Source organism: Rhodococcus sp. 05-2254-2 (genome assembly GCF_002259095.1).
In the GTDB taxonomy this organism is placed as follows: Bacteria; Actinomycetota; Actinomycetes; order Mycobacteriales; family Mycobacteriaceae; genus Rhodococcoides.
The window spans coordinates 267530-286735 of sequence record NZ_NOZJ01000003.1; the positions used below are offsets into that span (position 1 = coordinate 267530).

The following is a 19206-nucleotide window of genomic DNA, read 5'->3' on the forward strand; positions in this document are numbered from 1 at the left end:
TTCATCCTCGAGGGCAGGCATCCAGCAGTATCGGACGCCTGCCCTCGAGGCGTTTCCCACCACATTCTCTCCGCTCGAAGGGTTCTTGGTTCATGGCGCGATTGTTCGGCACCGACGGAGTTCGCGGACTGGCAGGCGGGGTTCTGACCGCAGAACTGGCCTTGAGAATCGCGCGAGCCGCAGCCGCCGTGTTGGCACCGAACGTCGACGGCATCAGACGTGTGGCAGTGGTCGGTCGTGATCCGCGTATCAGTGGGGCGATGCTGAGCGCAGCCGTGTCCGCGGGACTGACCGCATCGGGGGTCGACGTGATCGACGTCGGAGTTCTCCCCACGCCTGCGGTTGCCTACCTCACCGCCGAATACGACGCGGCGCTCGGCGTGATGATCTCGGCGTCGCACAATGCGATGCCCGACAACGGAATCAAGATCTTCGCCGCGGGCGGGCACAAGCTGGACGACGACGTCGAAGACCGGATAGAAGCTGCCCTCGATCCCGAGGGGCGCTCTTCGAACGACAGACAGCCCTACGACGCCACCGGTGCCGCGATCGGCCGCATCGACGTCGCGCGCGACGCGGCAGCCCGCTACACCGAGCATCTCGCTTCGTCGGTGTCGCATCGACTCGACGGCGTGACCGTCGTGGTGGATTGCTCGCACGGTGCCGCCTCTGTCGTCGGGCCCGAGATCTACCGACGGGCCGGTGCGACGGTCGTGGCGATCAATGCAGAACCCGACGGCATCAACATCAACGACGGGTGCGGGTCGACGCACCTGGAGGGATTGCAGAAGGCCGTCGTGGAGCACGGTGCCGACCTCGGTATCGCGCACGACGGAGACGCCGACCGTTGTCTTGCCGTCGATGCGTCGGGTTCCGTGGTGGACGGCGACGCGATCATGACGGTGTTGGCCATCGCGATGCACGACGCCGGTCACCTGACCGACGACACGTTGGTCGCAACGGTAATGAGCAACCTCGGTCTGCACATTGCGATGCGCGAGGCCGGAATCACGTTGCGTACCACGGCGGTCGGAGATCGATACGTGCTCGAGGAGTTGCGCCGCGGCGGGTTCGCGCTCGGGGGTGAGCAGAGTGGACACGTCGTGCTGCCCGCAGTCGGAACGACCGGAGACGGAATTGCCACTGCCCTGCGACTGATGGAGCGGATGGCGCAGACCGGGCGGTCCCTCGCGGACCTGGCGTCGGCGATGCGGACACTGCCGCAGGTGCTGATCAACGTCCGTGTGTCGGACAAAGCCGCGGTGGCGTCGGCACCGTCGGTGTCGGACGCCGTCGCGTCGGCCGAGCGCGAACTAGGGGAATCTGGTCGAGTTCTGTTGCGCCCCAGCGGTACCGAACAGTTGGTGCGGGTGATGGTGGAAGCGTCCGAACTCGACGTCGCGACCCGGCTCGCCGAAGAGCTGGCGGGCCGGGTCGCGTCGGTCTGACGTTTCTCAGGCGGTCAGTTCGCGCAGTGCGGTCAGCTGCGCGACGCGGCCTGCGGTGTTCTCGGCGAGGGGCGCGACATTGAGAGTGGTGACACCCGCTTCGGCGAATGCTGCGACCCGCTCCTTGACGAAGCTTTCTGGGCCGATGAGGTTGACCGCGCGCGCGAGCTCGTCGGGAACTGCCGCGGCGGCCTCCTCTTTCTTGCCGGCCAGGTACAGGTCCTGGATCTTCTCGGCCTCGGCCTCGTATCCGTATCGCTGGGCCAGGGAGTTGTAGAAGTTCTTGCCCTTGGCTCCCATGCCGCCGATGTACAGCGCCAGATGTGGCTTGACCCAGGGGAGGTACTTCTCCGCGTCCTCGCCGATGGCCAGCGTCGGACTTGCGAAGACCTGGAGCTCGCCGAGTGACGGGTCACGCTTGGCCTTGCCTGCTGCGAGGGAATCGCCCCACACGTCGGCGGCCTTCTCCGGGAAGTAGAAGATGGGCTGCCAGCCTTCGGCGATTTCGGCGGTGAGTTCGACGTTCTTGGGGCCCAGTGCGGCAATGACAACCGGAATGCGATCGCGCACAGGGTGATTGATCAACTTGAGCGGCTTGCCCAGACCGGTTCCCTGGTCGGCCGGCAGCGGGATCTGATAGTGCTTGCCCTGATACTGCACCTTCTCGCGACGCCAGACCTGGCGGCAGATCTCGATGACCTCGCGGGTTCTGGCGATCGGAGCGTCGTACTTGACGCCGTGGAAGCCCTCGACGACCTGCGGCCCCGAAGCGCCGAGCCCGAGCACGAATCGGCCCTCGGAGACGTAGTCGAGACCGGCGGCGGTCATGGCGGTCAGTGACGGTGTCCTGGTGTAGATCTGGAAGATGCCGGACGCGATCTTGATCGTGCTCGTCTTGGCCGCGAGGAATCCGAGTTGGCTGACGGCGTCGAACGAGTAGGCCTCGGGCACGAAAATGATGTCGAGACCTGCCTTCTCGAGCTCGGCGACCTCGGCAACGGTCTCGTTGAAACCACCGCTGTAGTTCAGCATCGTTCCGATGTGCATGGGACTCCTCGTTCGGTGAGTAGCTGGTGCAGCCACTTCAGGTACCTGTTACGGACATTTCACATCGGGACGTTACCGCTCTCTGGGGAACCGATGTGAGTCGGCGCACGTCATAGTGAGAAAGGGGTACTCGGAGGGGGAACGGGAACGTATGAGCGACGGAGTTCGGGTGGACGCGGACCGGGTTCGCGGGGTGGCAGATGCATTGGTGTCGTCGGCGGAAGTGCTCGGTGACGCCGCCGATTCCGTTGCCGACGCAGGCTTCGGCGCAGCCGGGGCCGGACGGAACTACGGTGACCTGGGCGCTGCGTACTCCCAGGCGTACCTGGGGCTCGGGCGTGCCGTCGGGGCATGGCGGTCCGCGGTCGACGACATTGCCGATGCCCTCACCACCGCGATGAACGAGTACGAGCAACAGGACGACGCCACCGCGTACGCGATCGAGTCACCCCGGTGACACCTCCTTCGGCCTCGTCCGGTGACAGGGCGTCGATCGACGAGATTCTCGATGCGAACGCAGAAGGCTTGCTGTATTTCGAGCGGTTCCTGCCGCTGGTCGGCCGTGTCCCGGGCGTCGAGGTTCCGCAGTATCAGGACATGTGCGCCAGGTACGACGAGCAGCGTGGGCTGAACCTCGGTGCGCTCGGACACGATGCAGACGCCGTGGGGACGGTGTCCGCAGTACTCGCCGATCAACTCGAGGAGCAGATTCAGCTTCGTAGAATCCTGCAGTTGCGTTGGCACGGTGAGGCGGGGCAGGCCGTGCAGACCTATCTTTCGGCCGAACAGGAAAAGGCTTCCCAGTTCCTTGCGTCGATCGAAGATTCTCACCAGACGATGTGTGCGGCCGTCGACGTTCTCCGTGACGCAGTGACCGACAAGGCCGAGCTCGTCGGCGGCCTCGACATCGACCTGGTGGACGGTAAGGACGTCGACCAGATCGATGCGATTCTGCTTGCGTCGGGAATGGAGTGCCTGCCGGTCGATCGAGAGTCGGTGTTCCCACGATTGGCGTCTGCGTTCGAGGATCTGAACGACGGTGTGCGCAGCGGCGATGTCTCCGACGAGTTCGCTGCCGAGGTGACCGAACGCTGCGGGCGCTGGATCGACACCGAGTTCGTTCCGCGCGTACAGGGCGCGTGCGAGGCCGTCCTCGCAGCATGCAGCGCCACGGACACCGCCGTCAGAGACTGTCTGAAGTTGGTGGTGGACATTCTGGGCAGTGTCCACGAGCCTTCGTTCGGCGGACTCGACGAGCGCAGTTGGGCACTCGAGCCCGGTACAGCAGTGCCGTGGACGGGGCCCGACAGCTCTTCGGTAGACCCGACTCCTGCCGGGATCGGTTCCACGCCTGCCGGTTCCGGAGCCGGAACAGCTTTCGGGCCCGCAGCTGTCGGGCCGCCAGCGGTCGGACCCGCCGCTGTCGGCCCGGCCGTCTCGCCACCCGGCGGCAACGCACTCGCCGGATCGGACAGCGTGGATCCGGCCGAATCCCAGATCGCCGACGGTCGTGTCGTCGATCGATTGGGGGACTCTCTGGACGGACTCGTGGATCTAGTCGTTGCCGAGATCGTCGACCGTGTCGACGACGCGCTGGCCGAGACGATCGACAGTGGAGATCTCCAGGGCTCAGGCGATACCGCACTCGACAGCCGGACAGGTGACGAGAACACCGAGGAAGCTTCTCCGGACGTGAGCGGCGACCGGCCACCCGAGTCGGACCCGTTGCCGCAGCCCGGGCAGTCGTGGCCCGCGGCCGGCGACGAGCGCGGCCATCTCGAGGCCGAGCTCGACGGGCATCGCGCCCGCATCGCACTCGAACACGACGGCACGGTGTCTGTCGAACTCGAGACTCCTGGACTCGGAACTCGCTCGTTCGAGCTCGGAATCGGACCGCTCGGCCTACCTCAGATCGTCGAGGTCCCCGGTGTCGTCGACGCGGTGGACGCACCGGCCCCGGCTGCAGCGTCGCCGCTCGAACCGGAACCCCCGTCCGAGCCGGCACCCACGGCAGAACCGGCACCCACGGCCGAATCCGTCGCAGCGGCGGAACCGGTGTTATCCGCCGAACCCGTGCCGGCTGCCGAACCGGCACCCACATCCGAATTCGACTCGGATGCATCGGTGCAGTGCACGCCGGAGTCACCCGACATCGAGCAGCCTGCTGTGCAGCATCCGGTGGTTGCGGATCGACCGGTCACCGATCCGCAACCCGCCGACATCGGTAGCGGTGCGGGCCTCAGTGAAGCAGGGGAGCTGTGAGCACCGACAGTGGGTGGCGTCGGGAGTTGCATCGAATACGAGACCAGCACCGAATCGCGATGGGGCGGGCGGCGGAGGCGTTGAGTCGGGCGCAGGCTCCGGCAATGGACCGAGGAGCACGGAGTTCGGCCGAGGCGAGCGGAGCGGATTTCGACGTCGAGCCAGGGTCGGGATCGGTGCTGCAACCGGCTCACCTGGACCGTCGCGAACCCACGCCGCACGTCGAGACCGAACCCGACGGACGGCCGAGGTCCTGGCTGGTCTGACGACAGCCGAGACTAGCCCCGTCCGAGCAGCGCCTTGATCGACGCGGACGCCTTGGGCTTGGGCTGCGCGTCGAGAGGCGCGTGTGGATCGACAGCTCGGGTGCCGTCGATCTCGCCGGTCGATCCGGCCAGTTCCTCGTAGTCGGAGTCACCGGTCAGATGGAACAGCAGGAAGGCCGTCAGGACGGCGCGGGTGCGCTGCTGAGTCTTGCGGTCGGGCTTGTTGATGCCCAGTGCGCCGAGTATCCGGCGGCCCTCGACGAAACCGTCCGCCGTCGAGCCGTCGATTCGGCGCAGGACAGTCGGGCCGTTCCAGGCCTGGGCGAGCGCGAGCGAGTTGTCGGTGAGCGAATCGGCGTTCGAGTTGTCTCCGACGACGAGTCCCGGCACGGAAAGGCCGGCTGCGGCGTCCTCGGACGAGGGCGCAGTCGGTGCGGGGAACAGCGCGGCGACGGCCTTGATGTCCGATCGTCGGGAGGCGGCGAGCACTGCGGTGCCTGCCCCCATCGCGTGGCCCGCCGTGGCGAGTTTGTCCGGATGCACGCTGATGTTGCCTGGGCCCAGTCGCACGCCCGTCATGATGTCGAGCACAGTGCCCAGATCGGTGGCGAGTCCGCGGTGTGAGGGCACGAGACCGCGCTCGGTGTCCGGTGCCGCAACCACGATGCCCCAGGACGCGAGATGCTTCAGGGTGTCGGTGTAATGACTGGGACGCAGCATCCAGCCGTGTGCGAAGGCGACGCCGGGCAGGCCGTAACCCTCGGCTGGGGTGTAGACGACACCGGGTTGCCCGGCGAGGGCCAGGTCGCCTCGCAGCACCTTGTGCGGGCCGCGCTTGGAGAGAGCAGATGCCAGCTTCTTCGGTTTCGCCACGAGAGAAGACGCTACCGAACCGCGGCCCGGCAGGGGGACACCGGACACGTCAACCTGAGCGAATGGGTCGTGCGCGCCCCGCCGAGTACCCTGATTGTCCATGTGCGGAATCGTGGGTTACGTCGGCCACCGCCCAGCTCTGGGTGTGGTGGTCGAAGCGCTTCGGCGTATGGAATATCGGGGTTACGACTCCGCGGGCATCGCCATTCTCGACGGTGCAGGAGCGACAGCCGTCGAGCGCAAGGCGGGTCGACTGGCGAATCTCGAAGCCGAACTGGACGACATCGGTACCGATACGTTCGTCGGCACCACCGGAATGGGTCACACCCGGTGGGCGACACACGGCCGTCCCACCGACCGCAACGCCCATCCGCATCGGGACGCGTCCGGAACGGTCGCGGTGGTGCACAACGGCATCATCGAGAACTTCGGACCGCTGCGTGCCGAACTGGAAGCGGTCGGGATCGAGTTCCTCTCCGATACCGACACCGAGGTCGCGGTGCACCTGGTCTCGCGGGCTTACGCCGATGGCCCGACCGCGGGCGATTTCGTGGCCAGCGCGAAAGCAGTTCTGCGTCGTCTCGAGGGTGCGTTCACCCTGGTGTTCACCCATTCCGATCATGCGGACACGATCGTCGCGGCGCGCCGCTCCACGCCGTTGGTTCTCGGCGTCGGCGAGGGTGAGATGTTCCTGGGGTCCGACGTCGCTGCGTTCATCGAGCACACCCGCAACGCCGTCGAACTCGGCCAGGATCAGGTCGTCGTCATCACCGCCGACGGCTACGACATCAGCGATTTCGAGGGCAACGAGGCGCAGGGGCGTCCGTTCCGAATCGATTGGGATCTGGCAGCCGCCGAGAAGGGCGGCCACGACTACTTCATGCTCAAGGAGATCCAGGAGCAGCCCGCCGCGGTGGCGGACACGTTGCTCGGCCACTTCGACAACGGTCGAATCGTGCTCGACGAGCAGCGACTGTCGGATCAGGAGCTGCGCGACGTCGACAAGGTGTTCGTCGTGGCCTGCGGTAGCGCGTACCACTCGGGCCTGCTCGCCAAGTACGCGATCGAGCACTGGACTCGGCTTCCGGTCGAGGTGGAACTGGCCAGCGAATTCCGCTATCGCGACCCGGTACTCGATCGATCGACCCTGGTCGTCGCCATCTCGCAGTCCGGCGAGACTGCGGACACTCTCGAAGCAGTTCGGCACGCCAAGGATCAGAAGGCCCGGGTTCTCGCGGTGTGCAACACCAACGGATCGCAGATTCCGCGTGAGGCCGACGCCGTGCTCTACACGCGTGCCGGTCCGGAGATCGGCGTCGCGTCGACCAAGGCCTTTCTCGCGCAGGTGACCGCGAACTATCTGGTCGGGTTGGCGTTGGCGCAGGCTCGCGGCACCAAGTATCCCGACGAGGTCGCGCGTGAATTCGCCGAACTCGAAGCGATGCCCGAGTTGGTGCAGAGGGTGCTCGAGACGGTCGAACCGGTTCGGGCACTGGCACGAGAGCTCTCGACGGCCACGACCATTCTGTTCCTCGGCCGACACGTCGGGTACCCGGTTGCGCTCGAAGGCGCGCTCAAGCTCAAGGAACTCGCGTACATGCACGCGGAGGGTTTCGCAGCGGGCGAGCTCAAGCACGGTCCGATCGCGCTGATCGAGGACGGTGTCCCGGTGATCATCGTGATGCCGTCGCCGAAGGGTCGTGCGGTGTTGCACTCGAAGATGCTGAGCAACATTCGCGAGATTCAAGCGCGTGGTGCACGAACGGTCGTCATCGCCGAAGAAGGAGACGAGGCCGTTCGGCCTTTCGCCGACGATCTCATCGAGATCCCGGCAGCCTCGACGCTGTTGCAGCCCCTTCTGTCGACGATTCCGCTGCAGGTGTTCGCCGCCGAGGTTGCGCAGGCGCGCGGCTACGACGTGGACAAGCCGCGCAACCTGGCCAAGTCCGTCACCGTCGAGTAGCGCTCGGCATGCGTGGTTACTACACACCCGAGCAGATTCGGAATGCGGAAGCGCCGCTGCTGAACTCGTTGCCCAACGGTGTTCTCATGCGGCGCGCCGCGTACGGCTTGGCGACCGTCGTGGCCGGCGAACTGGCTGCGCGCACGGGCGGCGTCGCCGGACGGCGTGTGACGATTCTGGTGGGCACGGGCGACAACGGCGGAGACGGTCTGTGGGCGGGGACATATCTGCGTCGCCGCGGTGTCTCGGTGTCGGCACTTCTGCTCGACCCGACGCGGGCGCACGCGGAAGGTCTTGCAGCCCTGCGAGCGTCGGGCGGACGAGTGGTGACTCGGTGCGGACCTACCGACATCGTGGTCGACGCCATCGTGGGAATTTCCGGCAAGGGTCCGTTGCGGCCCGATGCGGCTGCGGTGGTCGAGCAGATCACCGCACCGATCGTGGCCGTGGACATTCCCAGCGGAGTCGACGCGGAGACCGGTGCCGCACCGGGGCCGGCCGTGACCGCCGACGTGACGGTGACGTTCGGAGCGCGCAAGCCCGTGCATGTACTGGCCGTACCTCGTTGTGGCCGAATCGAACTCGTGGACATCGGCCTCGAGCTGCCCGCGCCGGCGATGGCGTCGCTCGAGCCGGCCGACGTAGGACGGGTGTGGCCGATTCCCACGGCCGCGGACGACAAGTACTCGCAGGGCGTGGTGGGTGTTTTGGCAGGCAGCGCCACGTTCCCCGGTGCCGCACTGCTCTGTGTAGGCGCGGCTGTTGCGGCCACCTCCGGGATGGTCCGCTACGTGGGAAGTGCAGGCACAGAGGTCGTGTCTCACTGTCCGGAGGTCGTTGCCGCCCCGGATCTCGACACGGCCGGGAGGGTGCAGGCGTGGGTGGTCGGTCCCGGTTTCGGCACCGACGAGGATTCGGCGGAGATCGTGCGTCGAGTTCTGGACACGGACCTGCCGGTGGTCGTCGATGCGGATGCGCTCACTGTCCTCGCACAGAACGAACGCTGGGTTGCCGGACGCGCCGCACCGACTTTGCTGACCCCGCATGCCGGAGAATTCGCCCGCCTGACCGGATCCGACCCCGCACCCGACCGAGTGGGATCGGTTCGAGATCTCGCCGCGCGTTGGGGCGTCACCGTTCTGCTCAAGGGACGGGCGACGATCGTGGCCGATGCGGACGGCACCACGTTCGTCAGCGATGCCGGAGGATCGGCCGCGTCGACCGCCGGCTCGGGCGACGTACTGTCGGGCATTCTCGGGGCCCTGCTCGCGTCGGGAATGGCACCGTCCACGGCGGCTGCCTGCGGAGCGAAGGTCCACGCCCTGGCCGCCGCCCGTGCGGCTCACGGGTCCGGTGGAGAGTTCGCGGCACCCATTTCTGCGAGCCCACTGTGTGAGGCCGTTCCCGACGCGATCCGAACCGTGCGCTCACTCCCAACGTGACCGTGGTCGTGCGTGGCCCACGTCCGACACCAGGTGTGTCACGACTTGTGGCACCCTGATCCGTCGTATCGGCGGCCCGGATGGCACTATCGAATGTTGTGAGTATCGGCTGCGACGACGAGAGGACCGATCCTCGGACGGGTTCGGGCGCTGTGGCGTCCGTCGACCTCGACGCAGTGGCTCACAACGTCCACATGTTGCAGCAGTTCGCCGGGGACGCCGCAGTGATGGCGGTCGTCAAGGCCGACGGATACAACCACGGTGCCGTCGAAGTCGCACGCGCCGCAGTGGCAGCGGGGGCGCAGGAGCTCGGCGTCACCACCATCGGCGAGGCCCTCGAACTCCGGGCAGCGGGAATCACGGTCCCGGTGCTGGCGTGGTTGCATCGAACGGATTCGGACTTCGCTGCGGCAATCGCCGGGCAGGTGGGGATCGCAGTGTCCACGGCCGCCCAGCTCGATGCCGTGGTCGACGCCGCGCGCCGAGTCGGCCGAACCGCTGATCTCACGCTCAAGATCGACACCGGGCTCAACCGCAACGGGGTCGCGGAAGCAGATCTCGACGACGTCCTCGACACGACGGCGGTTGCCGTCGCGGAAGGCACTGTTCGGTTGACCGGAATGTTCTCGCATCTTGCATGCGCCGACGAGCCGGGTCATCCGGCCAACGATGCCCAGGCGGAGCGGCTTCGAGACGCCGTGCGGCGCGCTACCCGCCGCGGAACACCTCCCGCCGTCGTGCATCTGTCCAACTCGGCTGCCACCTTGACCAGACCCGATCTCGGTTTCGACATGGTCCGCCCGGGTATTGCTCTGTACGGCTTGTCGCCGGTACCCGAGCTGGGGACATACGGGCTACGCCCGGTCCTGACGCTCTCGGCGCAGGTGGCGAACATCAAGAAGGTGAGCGAAGGTGAATCGGTGTCCTACGGCTACACCTGGACCGCTCCCGCAGACACCGTGGTCGCACTCGTCGCTCTCGGTTACGCCGACGGTGTCGTTCGCCGCCTCAGTGGGCGGTTCGGTGTGACCATCGGAGGTCGCCGCTATCCCTCGGTGGGGCGCGTGTGCATGGATCAATTCGTCGTCGACCTCGGTGGCGGCGGCTCGGGTGTCGCGGTCGGCGACGAGGCGCTACTGTTCGGGCCAGGGGACAGGGGAGAAGCGCACGCTCAGGATTGGGCGGATGCGCTCGACACAATCAGCTACGAGGTCGTCACCGGCATTCGTGGACGTGTTCGACGACGGTTCGTCGCCGCGCACTCAGGGGAGGCGACGAAATAGATCATGCTCGGATTGCTGCAGAGTATTGCAATTGTGGTGCGCGAGACGGCGTTCCGGTCCAACAAGGATCCGCTGGCCACCGAGAATCTCGACCTGATGGATGCCGACCGAGGCAGTATCGTCACCGCGGACGACGGCGTGCCGCTCGCGGTTCGCGAAGTCGGTCCCTCGGATGCCGAACTGACCGTGATATTCGTACACGGTTACTGCCTTCGCACGTCGTCGTGGCATTTCCAACGACGTGCACTCGAACAGCAATGGGGTTCGACGGTCCGCATGGTCTTCTACGACCAGCGCGGTCACGGGCGGTCGGGAGTACCGAGCCCGGAGAGTTGCACCATCGGTCAACTCGGCCTCGATCTCGATGCGGTGATTCGCTCGGTGGTACCCAAGGGCCGCATCGTTCTGGTGGGGCACTCGATGGGCGGAATGTCGATCCTGTCGATGGCGCGGCAACGATCGGACGTGCTGCGTCAGCGTGTCATCGGCGCAGTCCTGATCTCGACGACAGCTGCCGGTCTCGCGCAATCCGGGGTGGGCCGAAGTCTGCAGAATCCGGCCGTCGACGCGTTCCGGCTCGCGGTGCGGACGTCGCCCGGCTTCGTGCAGTTCGGTCGCGGAGCTGTGCGCGCACTCATCTCACCGGTACTGCGCGCGGCGTCTTACGGCACCAGGGTGTCCCCACGACTGGTGGCATTCTCCCAGTCGATGATCGACGACACGTCCGTCGTCACGATCGTCAATTTCCTCGAGACGCTCGAGTTGCACGACGAGTCCGAGGCCTTGCTGGAATTCGAGAACATTCCGGTATCGGTCGTGTGTGGCGACGAGGATTGGATCATTCCGTTCGCGAGCTCGGAGGCTCTGGCTCAGGCCCTGCCGCGTTCGGAGATGGTGCGTGTGCGCCAGGGCGGGCACCTGGTTCAACTCGAATTTCCGGAACAGGTCAACGGTGCGATCGCGCGCCTCGTGGCACGGGCAACGGAGGCCGCGGGCAAGAAGCGGCGGTGGGGCGTTGTCTGACGAGCCGCTGATCTTGCCGGTGGATGTCGAATTGGCCACTGCCGCAGACACTGCCGAGTTCGGCGCACGGCTTGCGGACGTTCTGGTCGCCGGCGATCTGGTGATTCTCGACGGCCCGCTCGGGGCCGGAAAGACAGCCATGACGAAGGGGATTGCGGCCGGACTCGGTGTGCAGGGCCGCGTCACCTCGCCGACGTTCGTGATCGCCCGTGAGCACCGGGCCGGGTCGCGGCCCCACGGTCTGCCGCCGGTTGCGCTCGTCCACGTCGATGCGTATCGGCTGGGGATGACGGGGCAGTCGGCGCTCGACGAACTCGATGCCCTCGACCTCGATACCGACCTCACGGACGCCGTGGTCGTGGTCGAGTGGGGTGAGGGATTGGTCGAGAAGCTGACTGACGGCCATGTGTCGGTTCATCTGACGCGTGACCCGGACTCCGACGTTCGACGCGCGACGGCACGCCGCGTGGAATCGGTGGTCACGCCGCAGCACTGAGCCCGGCCGGCTGTGCACGACGGCAGTGAGTCGGCATGCGAGCGTGCGGGTAATCTGAAACATCGTGCTTGTACTTGCCGTCGACACCTCGACCCCCGCCGTCACCGCAGGTGTGGTGAGTCTGACCGAGTCCGCCGTCGGTGCAGTGGCCACGACGCTCGCCACGCGGGTTCGGGTGGACGCGCGATCGCATGCAGAAATACTCACCCCCAACATCCTCGAGTGCCTGTCCGAGGCGCAGATCACCGCCGCCGATCTCGGTGCCGTCGTCGTCGGCGTCGGTCCAGGGCCCTACACCGGCTTACGGGTGGGAATGGCGACGGCAGCGGCCTTCGGTGACGCACTCGGTCTTCCGGTGTTCGGCGTCTGTAGTCTCGACGCCATTGCCTCGGATGTCTCCGAACCCGGGTCCCTGTTGGTGGTGACCGATGCGCGTCGACGCGAAATCTATTGGGCGCGTTACGAAGCGGGAGTGCGAGTCGCGGGACCCGACGTCGTGGCCCCGGCCGAACTGGACCGTGTGGGAGTCGACGCGGTCGCCGGATCGGCACCGCATGCTGCGGCATTCGAGCTTCCGGTTCATGATGTGCAGGCACCGTCTCCGGCCGGACTGGTCGCGGTGGCCGCCGCCGATATCGGCAGCGGGATCGTGCCCGGCCCGCTCGTCCCGTTGTACCTGCGCCGCCCCGACGCCAAGACGCTCGACGAGCGAGCCGCAGCGAAGGCTCCGAAGTGACCGTGTCGATCGAGTCGATGACGGCGGCGGATGCTGCTCGGTGCGCGTATCTCGAGACCGTGCTGTTCCCGGGTGACGACCCGTGGGCCGAGGATGCATTCATCGCGGAATTGGCCGCGCCACACAATCATTACGTCACCGCGCGAGAGAACGACGAGGTCGTCGGCTACGCAGGCATCTCGCTGCTGGGGCAGCCGAGCCGCGGAGCGTTCGTCGTCGGTGAGTCCGAGGTGCACACCATCGGAGTCGATCCGTCGCATCACCGCAGGGGAATCGGCGGGCGATTGCTCGACGAACTGCTGCGCGTGGCCGACGAGCACGGTGGGCCGGTCTTTCTCGAGGTCCGCACCGACAACGAGCCCGCCATCGAGCTGTACCGACGCGAAGGGTTCCAGATCGTGGGCACCAGGGCCGGGTACTACCAGCCGAGCGGGGCCGACGCCTTCACCATGCGTCGGCCCCAGAACACGAAAGGATCAGCCCGATGATCGTCATGGGTATCGAAAGTTCCTGCGACGAAACAGGAGTCGGGATCGTCCGCTGGGGCGGAGCGGGGACGTGCGAACTGATGGCCGACGAGGTCGCCTCCAGCGTCGACGAACACGCGCGGTACGGCGGAGTGGTGCCCGAGGTGGCGTCGCGCGCACATCTCGAAGCGATCGTGCCGACCATGCGGCGGGCTCTGGCGGCCGCGGACATCGAGCGGCCCGACGCCGTCGCGGTGACGATCGGGCCGGGGCTGGCCGGGGCGTTGCTGGTCGGGGTTGCCGCTGCGAAGGCGTACGCCGCGGCCTGGGGCGTGCCCTTCTATGCGGTCAACCATCTCGGTGGCCACGTCGCGGTCGATACGCTCGAGCACGGCCCGATGCCGTCGTGCGTGGCGCTGTTGGTCTCCGGAGGTCACACTCATCTGCTGCACGTCGACGATCTGTCCCGGCCGATCGCCGAGCTCGGGACCACGGTCGACGACGCAGCGGGGGAGGCCTTCGACAAGGTTGCGCGGCTCCTCGGATTGGGATACCCGGGTGGCCCGGCACTCGATGATGCTGCGCGCGAGGGCGATCCGGCTGCGATCGCGTTTCCCCGAGGCATGACCGGCCCACGCGATGCCCGTTACGACTTCTCCTTCTCCGGGGTCAAGACGGCCGTCGCTCGATTCGTCGAGGCCAGACAACGTGCGGGGGATCCGATTCCTGTCGCAGACATCGCGGCGTCCTTCCAGGAATCCGTCGCCGATGTCCTGACGATGAAGGCCGTTCGCGCGGCAACCGACGTCGATGTCGACACGATCGTGCTGGGTGGGGGTGCCACCGCCAACTCTCGCATTCGTTCGCTGATCGAAAGTCGCTGTACAGAGCAGGGTTTGACGCTGAGAATTCCGAAGCCGCGACTGTGTACCGACAACGGCGTGATGATCGCCGCACTGGGTGCCCACCTCGTTGCAGGCGGAGCCGAGCCGTCGGCGTTGACCGCTGTGACCGACCCCGGCCTTTCGGTCGCGACCAGTCAGGTGCCCGGCTGAGCGTCCTGCGTTGCGGCTGTGGTCTCGGACGAACGCGGAACCGACGGCTCGGCTGCCGACAGTGGCTCGGTCGGGGATCCGGACGCCGCGGGAGCTGCGACCGGCGGCGACCATACCGTCGGTGGTGCCGTCAGTTCCGGGGTGGGTTCCGAACCGCTGACATCGGTGGTGGGCACGGTGATCGACTCGGTCGGCACCGGAGTGAACTCGGGTGTGACCTCGGTAGTGGGCTCGGGCGTCGGGCCGGGAACGATCTCGGTCGTGTCGCTCGGGTCCGAGGACTCGATCGGTTCGGAGGGTCGAACCGGAGTCGTGGTGACCGAGGTCGGCGGCTCGATCGGGATCCCGGTGGTGGCATCGGGGGACGACGGGTTCGTGGTGGGGTCGATCGGCCACTCGATCCGCGGGAGGTCCGGTGCGGGACGCAGTGTCGGGGTACTGGTCGGCGGAGCGGTCGTGGTGAACCGCGCCGACGACCCGGTGGCGTCCACCGAGGTCGCCGTGGGGTCGGATCGATCCCCGGGGGTGCGTCCTGCTGTCGTCTGATCCTCGTCGGGGGAGTAGCCCCCGGTGGCCGGCGCACCGGTATCGCTGGATTCGGTCGCGGATCGCGCGGTACTTCCGGCCGGAGAGACGCTGGCATCGTCGGCAGGCGTCATCGTCTGCACGCCGTAGGCGAGAACGAGACCACCTGCGACGACGGCGGCCGCGATCGCACCGGAGTATCGACTCATCCGGGTCGCGGTGTTGCGCGTGGCCGAGACGAGTTGGTAGCCGCCGCCGTCGGCAGATGCGGCAACGGAGGCAGCGCCGACGGCAAGAACCGCGTCGGGCTCGGACATTCGAACGACCGGGGCGTGGAACATGTCGGTGAGCGTGGCGGCGAGCAGGGGGATGTGCGCCCCTCCACCGATCAGCACGATGACCTCGGGTTCGTGAGTGCTCTCGTCGAACACTCCTCGTACGAACTCGGCTGCGGTGCCGAAGATCGGGGTCGCGGCGGTGTCGAATGCGTCCCGGGTGACCGTCAGCGGGATTCCGCTGTAACGCGCGATGCTGACTTCGTCCGAGTGGGACAGCTGTTCCTTGACCGATCGGTACCGCGCGGACCCGATTCCGCGGTCGTCGCGGATGTCGTCCCGAAGGTTGTCACGGGTCATGTCCTGCACGAGGTTCCGGACGAGCACGTTGATGGCGTCGCCGCCGACGGCGTCCGATCGGCCGTGCGCCAGTACCTTGTCGGTGGTCCGATCGGTGACGGTGACCGACATGCCCGAGGCACCGAGATCGACCAGCGCGATCGTGTCGTATCGATCGATGAGGCCGGTGGTCGCCAGATGCGCGGACGCGGCAGCGGATTCGGGCACCAGTCGAACATCGCGGGTGGTGTGGGCCAGCGCTGCGCGAATTCCCGCAGCGTGCTCCTCGGTGCGGTAGGTGACGGCGATCGCGTCGGGGGTCCGGTGACCGGGAATCAGAGAGGCCATGAGTTCGATGGCCGAGGTGACCAGATCACCGATGTCGGTGTTCGCTTGGCGATCGGTGGATACGGTGCGGTATTCGACCGTGCGACTACCGTCGGTGTCGACGGTGACGAGGGCTGCGCACACGACCTCGGATCCGGTGGATATACCCACGCCTACTCGCATGCTGCACCTCCCGCCCCTGTGTACCTGTCCGGAATCGACTGCTCTGTGTGCCATGTCGCGGCACGGCTGTCGACCGTTATCGCTCGGACAGCTCCGTTATCGTAACGTTACTTCGTGCCTCATCGCGAGCGCGATATGCCGCTCGGTAGGTTCTTCGGTGAGAGTTCATAGCCTCCTACCTGGTCTTTCGATGGCTTCGCGGACGCCGGTAAAACAGCGGGAAACGACTCCGGTGTTCGGCGTTTCGGGTCCTGATTCGCCCGTTTTCGGATCTTTGCGGTGGTGCAGGAGGGCGCGTGCGCACGCGCGCGACCCACGTGTCACGAACCTGGCGAACCCAGCCCTTGAGTGCTGGCACTCTCGTGTATAGAGTGCTAGTTGGCACCGAGCGAAGTCCCGGCACCCGCGACGACGGGAACGAGTTCAGGCCGTGATTGTCAGAACCGCAGGAGAAGTACTTACACACAGCTGTCCGGGGATCCGACCCCGGACGCGTACCCCATAACTTTGGAGGGCTCAACGTGGCGAGCGTGAAAATCAAGCCGCTCGAGGACAAGATCCTCGTCCAGGCCAACGAGGCCGAGACGACGACCGCCTCCGGTCTGGTCATCCCCGACACAGCCAAGGAGAAGCCCCAGGAGGGCACCGTCGTCGCCGTAGGCGAAGGCCGTGTCACCGAGAAGGGCAACCGCATCCCGGTCGACGTCAAAGAAGGTGACACCGTCATCTACAGCAAGTACGGCGGCACCGAGATCAAGTACGCCGGCGAGGAGTACCTGATTCTGTCGGCACGCGACGTGCTGGCTGTCATCGCCAAGTAGGCCACAACGCATCCCGCCCCGGTATCCGATTTTCGTGTCGGTCCCGGGGCGGTGTGCGTTCGATCGAGTTTCTTTACTCGAAGGAGTAACACCGAAACATGGCAAAGCAAATCCAATTCAACGAGGAAGCGCGCCGCGCACTCGAACGCGGCGTCGACAAGTTGGCCGACGCCGTCAAGGTGACGCTCGGGCCGCGGGGACGCCACGTCGTCCTGTCCAAGGCATTCGGCGGTCCGACCGTCACGAACGACGGCGTCTCGATCGCTCGTGAGATCGACCTGGAAGATCCGTTCGAGAACCTCGGCGCGCAGCTGGTCAAGAGCGTCGCCACCAAGACCAACGACGTCGCAGGCGACGGAACCACCACCGCGACGGTCCTCGCGCAGGCGCTCGTGCGCGGCGGTCTGAAGAACATCGCCGCAGGTGCCAACCCGATCGCACTCGGCACCGGCATCTCCAAGGCGGCCGACAAGGTCGCCGAGGCTCTGCTCGCCGCCGCAACCCCGGTCGAGGGCAAGCAGGCGATCGCTCAAGTGGCCACCGTGTCCTCGCGTGACCCCGAGATCGGCGAACTCGTCGGCGAGGCGCTCACCCGCGTCGGCGCGGACGGCGTCGTCACCGTCGAGGAGTCCTCGACGCTGCTCACCGAGCTCTCGGTCACCGAAGGCGTGCAGTTCGACAAGGGCTACCTCTCGCCGTACTTCGTCACCGACGTCGACGCGCAGGAAGCAGTTCTCGAAGACGCGTACGTCCTGCTGTACCGCGAGAAGATCACCTCGCTTCCGGACTTTCTGCCGCTGCTGGAGAAGGTTGCCGAGAGTGGCAAGCCGTTGCTCATCATCGCCGAGGACACCGAAGGTGAAGTTCTCTCGACGCTGGTCGTCAACTCCATCCGCAAGACGATCAAGGCCGTGGCGGTCAAGGCACCGTTCTTCGGTGATCGTCGCAAGGCGTTCCTCGACGATCTCGCGGTCGTGACGGCCGGCCAGGTCATCACCGCCGATGTGGGTCTGAGCCTGAAGGAAGCCGGACTCGAGCTGCTCGGTCGCGCTCGTCGCGTCGTCGTCACCAAGGACGACACGACCATCGTCGACGGTGCGGGCACGCAGGACGACATCGACGCGCGCGTCGGTCAGCTCCGCCGCGAGATCGAGAACACCGACTCCGAGTGGGATCGCGAGAAGCTCGAAGAGCGTCTGGCGAAGCTCTCGGGCGGCATCGCGGTCATCAAGGTCGGCGCTGCCACCGAGACCGAGCTCAAGGAACGCAAGTTCCGCGTCGACGACGCTGTGGCTGCGGCCAAGGCCGCCGTCGAAGAGGGCATCGTCCCCGGCGGCGGTTCGGCTCTGACTCAGGCAGCGTTGGCTCTGGCCGACGACCTCGGCCTGACCGGCGACGAAGCCACCGGTGTGGCCGTGGTGCGCAACGCACTCAACGCACCGCTGTTCTGGATCGCCTCCAACGCGGGCATCGACGGTTCCGTCGTCGTCAGCAAGGTGGCAGAACTGCCGAAGGGACACGGATTCAACGCCGCGACCCTGACGTACGGCGACCTGTTGGCCGATGGCGTCGTCGATCCGGTCAAGGTGACGCGCTCCGCTGTGGTCAATGCCGCGTCGGTTGCACGCATGATCCTGACGACCGAGAGCGCGATCGTGGAGAAGCCGGAAGAGGCCCCCGAGCCTTCTGCCGGGCACGGACACGCTCACTGACGTTCGGTGACACCGAGAAAGCCCCCCAACCCGAACGGGTTGGGGGGCTTTCTCGGTGTTGGGGTGACTACACCGCGATGCGGCGGCGATTGTGACGAGCGTGCAGTTCCCGCTCGGTCTCGGACATCCCGCCCCAGATCCCGTAGGGCTCGCTGACGTTGAGAGCGTGTGTACGGCATTGAGCGAGTACGGGGCAGCTGCGGCACATTTCCTTGGCTCGCATCTCGCGCTGTGCTCGTGCCCGGCCCCGCTCGCCGTCCGGGTGGAAGAACATGGACGAATCGACGCCACGGCACAGGCCGTGCATCTGCCAATCCCAAATGTCGGCGTTCGGCCCAGGGAGGTGATTCGGCTGCGGCATGGAAACTCCTAGGGTGGTGTGGCTTCTCGGATTCGTGATCCGAATGTCGACAACGTTATGTGGATCGACGAAATCGAGTCAATAGTTCTCTGTCGTGGGCAAATGCATAGTTATGGGGCAAAGAATTAACACGGGCGATATTTACTTCGACTCACCCGCATGCGTGTCCTTCCTGTTGAAGAATCCGCCGACACGCGAGACGATGAGAGTGCACAGGCTGTGCGGCTGCCGATGCGGTGCGCTCCGACGCAGACGTCCCGCGGCGGTTCGACGAGACTCCAGCTGGATCCGACCGGAACCTT

18 protein-coding genes are annotated in these 19206 nt (G+C 66.3%); 14 read left to right on the top strand and 4 right to left on the bottom strand.

What is annotated here, in order from left to right; all coding sequences use genetic code 11:
* Positions 1-92 precede the first annotated feature (92 nt).
* Positions 93-1448, top strand: coding sequence for a phosphoglucosamine mutase (glmM, locus tag CH283_RS05805; protein ID WP_094639144.1), 1356 nt, complete (start codon positions 93-95; stop codon positions 1446-1448).
* 6 nt (positions 1449-1454) lie between these two features.
* Here glmM and CH283_RS05810 read toward each other — a convergent pair whose 3' ends face one another.
* On the bottom strand, positions 1455-2495 hold the full coding sequence (locus tag CH283_RS05810) for an LLM class F420-dependent oxidoreductase (protein ID WP_037188278.1): 1041 nt from the start codon (positions 2493-2495) through the stop codon (positions 1455-1457).
* 151 nt (positions 2496-2646) lie between these two features.
* On the opposite strand from CH283_RS05810, the gene CH283_RS05815 reads away from it, so the two are divergent.
* Genes CH283_RS05815 through CH283_RS05825 form a run of 3 tightly spaced genes read left to right on the top strand, consistent with a single transcriptional unit; the run spans position 2647 to position 5023 of the window.
* A complete protein-coding gene (locus CH283_RS05815) occupies positions 2647-2952 on the top strand; it encodes a type VII secretion target (RefSeq protein WP_094639145.1) in 306 nt (101 codons plus the stop codon).
* A complete protein-coding gene (locus tag CH283_RS05820) occupies positions 2949-4757 on the top strand; it encodes a hypothetical protein (protein ID WP_094639146.1) in 1809 nt (602 codons plus the stop codon). The genes CH283_RS05815 and CH283_RS05820 overlap by 4 nt, the downstream gene beginning before the upstream one ends.
* Entirely contained in the window at positions 4754-5023 is a 270-nt protein-coding gene (locus tag CH283_RS05825; RefSeq protein ID WP_141215276.1) for a hypothetical protein, read from the top strand. Before CH283_RS05820 ends, CH283_RS05825 begins: the two co-directional genes overlap by 4 nt.
* Positions 5024-5035: 12 nt before the next feature.
* Here CH283_RS05825 and CH283_RS05830 read toward each other — a convergent pair whose 3' ends face one another.
* On the bottom strand, positions 5036-5896 hold the full coding sequence (locus CH283_RS05830; RefSeq protein WP_094639190.1) for a dienelactone hydrolase family protein: 861 nt from the start codon (positions 5894-5896) through the stop codon (positions 5036-5038).
* Positions 5897-5996: 100 nt separating this feature from the next.
* Here CH283_RS05830 and glmS point away from each other — a divergent pair, with 100 nt between their 5' ends.
* The 8 genes from glmS (at position 5997) to tsaD (ending at position 14361) form a co-directional block, all read left to right on the top strand.
* Positions 5997-7859 (top strand): glutamine--fructose-6-phosphate transaminase (isomerizing), encoded by a 1863-nt coding sequence (gene glmS / locus CH283_RS05835; protein WP_068051303.1) that lies wholly within the window; start codon positions 5997-5999, stop codon positions 7857-7859.
* Between the two features lie 8 nt (positions 7860-7867).
* Positions 7868-9301, top strand: a complete 1434-nt coding sequence (locus CH283_RS05840) for an NAD(P)H-hydrate dehydratase (protein WP_094639148.1) — start codon at positions 7868-7870, stop codon at positions 9299-9301.
* A gap of 80 nt (positions 9302-9381) precedes the next feature.
* Positions 9382-10584, top strand: coding sequence for an alanine racemase (gene alr, locus CH283_RS05845; protein ID WP_179275569.1), 1203 nt, complete (start codon positions 9382-9384; stop codon positions 10582-10584).
* A 3-nt stretch (positions 10585-10587) separates the two neighbouring features.
* Positions 10588-11607: an alpha/beta fold hydrolase gene (locus tag CH283_RS05850; protein ID WP_094639149.1), complete on the top strand. Its 1020-nt coding sequence runs from the start codon at positions 10588-10590 to the stop codon at positions 11605-11607.
* On the top strand, positions 11600-12103 hold the full coding sequence (tsaE, locus tag CH283_RS05855) for a tRNA (adenosine(37)-N6)-threonylcarbamoyltransferase complex ATPase subunit type 1 TsaE (protein ID WP_094639150.1): 504 nt from the start codon (positions 11600-11602) through the stop codon (positions 12101-12103). The genes CH283_RS05850 and tsaE overlap by 8 nt, the downstream gene beginning before the upstream one ends.
* 64 nt (positions 12104-12167) lie before the next feature.
* Positions 12168-12839, top strand: a complete 672-nt coding sequence (gene tsaB, locus CH283_RS05860; protein ID WP_094639151.1) for a tRNA (adenosine(37)-N6)-threonylcarbamoyltransferase complex dimerization subunit type 1 TsaB — start codon at positions 12168-12170, stop codon at positions 12837-12839.
* Positions 12836-13327, top strand: a complete 492-nt coding sequence (rimI, locus tag CH283_RS05865) for a ribosomal protein S18-alanine N-acetyltransferase (protein ID WP_094639152.1) — start codon at positions 12836-12838, stop codon at positions 13325-13327. The genes tsaB and rimI overlap by 4 nt, the downstream gene beginning before the upstream one ends.
* Positions 13324-14361, top strand: a complete 1038-nt coding sequence (gene tsaD, locus CH283_RS05870; protein ID WP_094639153.1) for a tRNA (adenosine(37)-N6)-threonylcarbamoyltransferase complex transferase subunit TsaD — start codon at positions 13324-13326, stop codon at positions 14359-14361. The genes rimI and tsaD overlap by 4 nt, the downstream gene beginning before the upstream one ends.
* On the opposite strand, the gene CH283_RS05875 is transcribed toward tsaD, so the two are convergent.
* A complete protein-coding gene (locus CH283_RS05875; RefSeq protein WP_094639154.1) occupies positions 14346-16010 on the bottom strand; it encodes an Hsp70 family protein in 1665 nt (554 codons plus the stop codon). The genes tsaD and CH283_RS05875 overlap by 16 nt on opposite strands.
* A 521-nt stretch (positions 16011-16531) precedes the next feature.
* Here CH283_RS05875 and groES point away from each other — a divergent pair.
* Together groES and groL are read left to right on the top strand one after the other, a co-directional pair.
* Positions 16532-16831, top strand: a complete 300-nt coding sequence (groES, locus tag CH283_RS05880) for a co-chaperone GroES (RefSeq protein WP_008718149.1) — start codon at positions 16532-16534, stop codon at positions 16829-16831.
* A 98-nt stretch (positions 16832-16929) separates the two neighbouring features.
* Positions 16930-18543 (top strand): chaperonin GroEL, encoded by a 1614-nt coding sequence (groL, locus tag CH283_RS05885; protein WP_094639155.1) that lies wholly within the window; start codon positions 16930-16932, stop codon positions 18541-18543.
* Positions 18544-18610: 67 nt separating this feature from the next.
* On the opposite strand, the gene CH283_RS05890 is transcribed toward groL, so the two are convergent.
* Complete coding sequence (locus tag CH283_RS05890) at positions 18611-18904, bottom strand: WhiB family transcriptional regulator (protein ID WP_027496361.1); 294 nt, start codon at positions 18902-18904, stop codon at positions 18611-18613.
* Positions 18905-19206 lie beyond the last annotated feature (302 nt).

Excerpts from the sequence above, each read along its gene's own strand:
- glmM (WP_094639144.1), top strand. The coding sequence starts at position 93 with ATGGCGCGATTGTTCGGCACCGACGGAGTTCGCGGACTGGCAGGCGGG.
- CH283_RS05810 (WP_037188278.1), bottom strand. The coding sequence starts at position 2,495 with ATGCACATCGGAACGATGCTGAACTACAGCGGTGGTTTCAACGAGACC.
- CH283_RS05815 (WP_094639145.1), top strand. The coding sequence starts at position 2,647 with ATGAGCGACGGAGTTCGGGTGGACGCGGACCGGGTTCGCGGGGTGGCA.
- glmS (WP_068051303.1), top strand. The coding sequence starts at position 5,997 with ATGTGCGGAATCGTGGGTTACGTCGGCCACCGCCCAGCTCTGGGTGTG.
- CH283_RS05840 (WP_094639148.1), top strand. The coding sequence starts at position 7,868 with ATGCGTGGTTACTACACACCCGAGCAGATTCGGAATGCGGAAGCGCCG.
- alr (WP_179275569.1), top strand. The coding sequence starts at position 9,382 with ATGGCACTATCGAATGTTGTGAGTATCGGCTGCGACGACGAGAGGACC.
- CH283_RS05850 (WP_094639149.1), top strand. The coding sequence starts at position 10,588 with ATGCTCGGATTGCTGCAGAGTATTGCAATTGTGGTGCGCGAGACGGCG.
- tsaD (WP_094639153.1), top strand. The coding sequence starts at position 13,324 with ATGATCGTCATGGGTATCGAAAGTTCCTGCGACGAAACAGGAGTCGGG.
- CH283_RS05875 (WP_094639154.1), bottom strand. The coding sequence starts at position 16,010 with ATGCGAGTAGGCGTGGGTATATCCACCGGATCCGAGGTCGTGTGCGCA.
- groL (WP_094639155.1), top strand. The coding sequence starts at position 16,930 with ATGGCAAAGCAAATCCAATTCAACGAGGAAGCGCGCCGCGCACTCGAA.
- CH283_RS05890 (WP_027496361.1), bottom strand. The coding sequence starts at position 18,904 with ATGCCGCAGCCGAATCACCTCCCTGGGCCGAACGCCGACATTTGGGAT.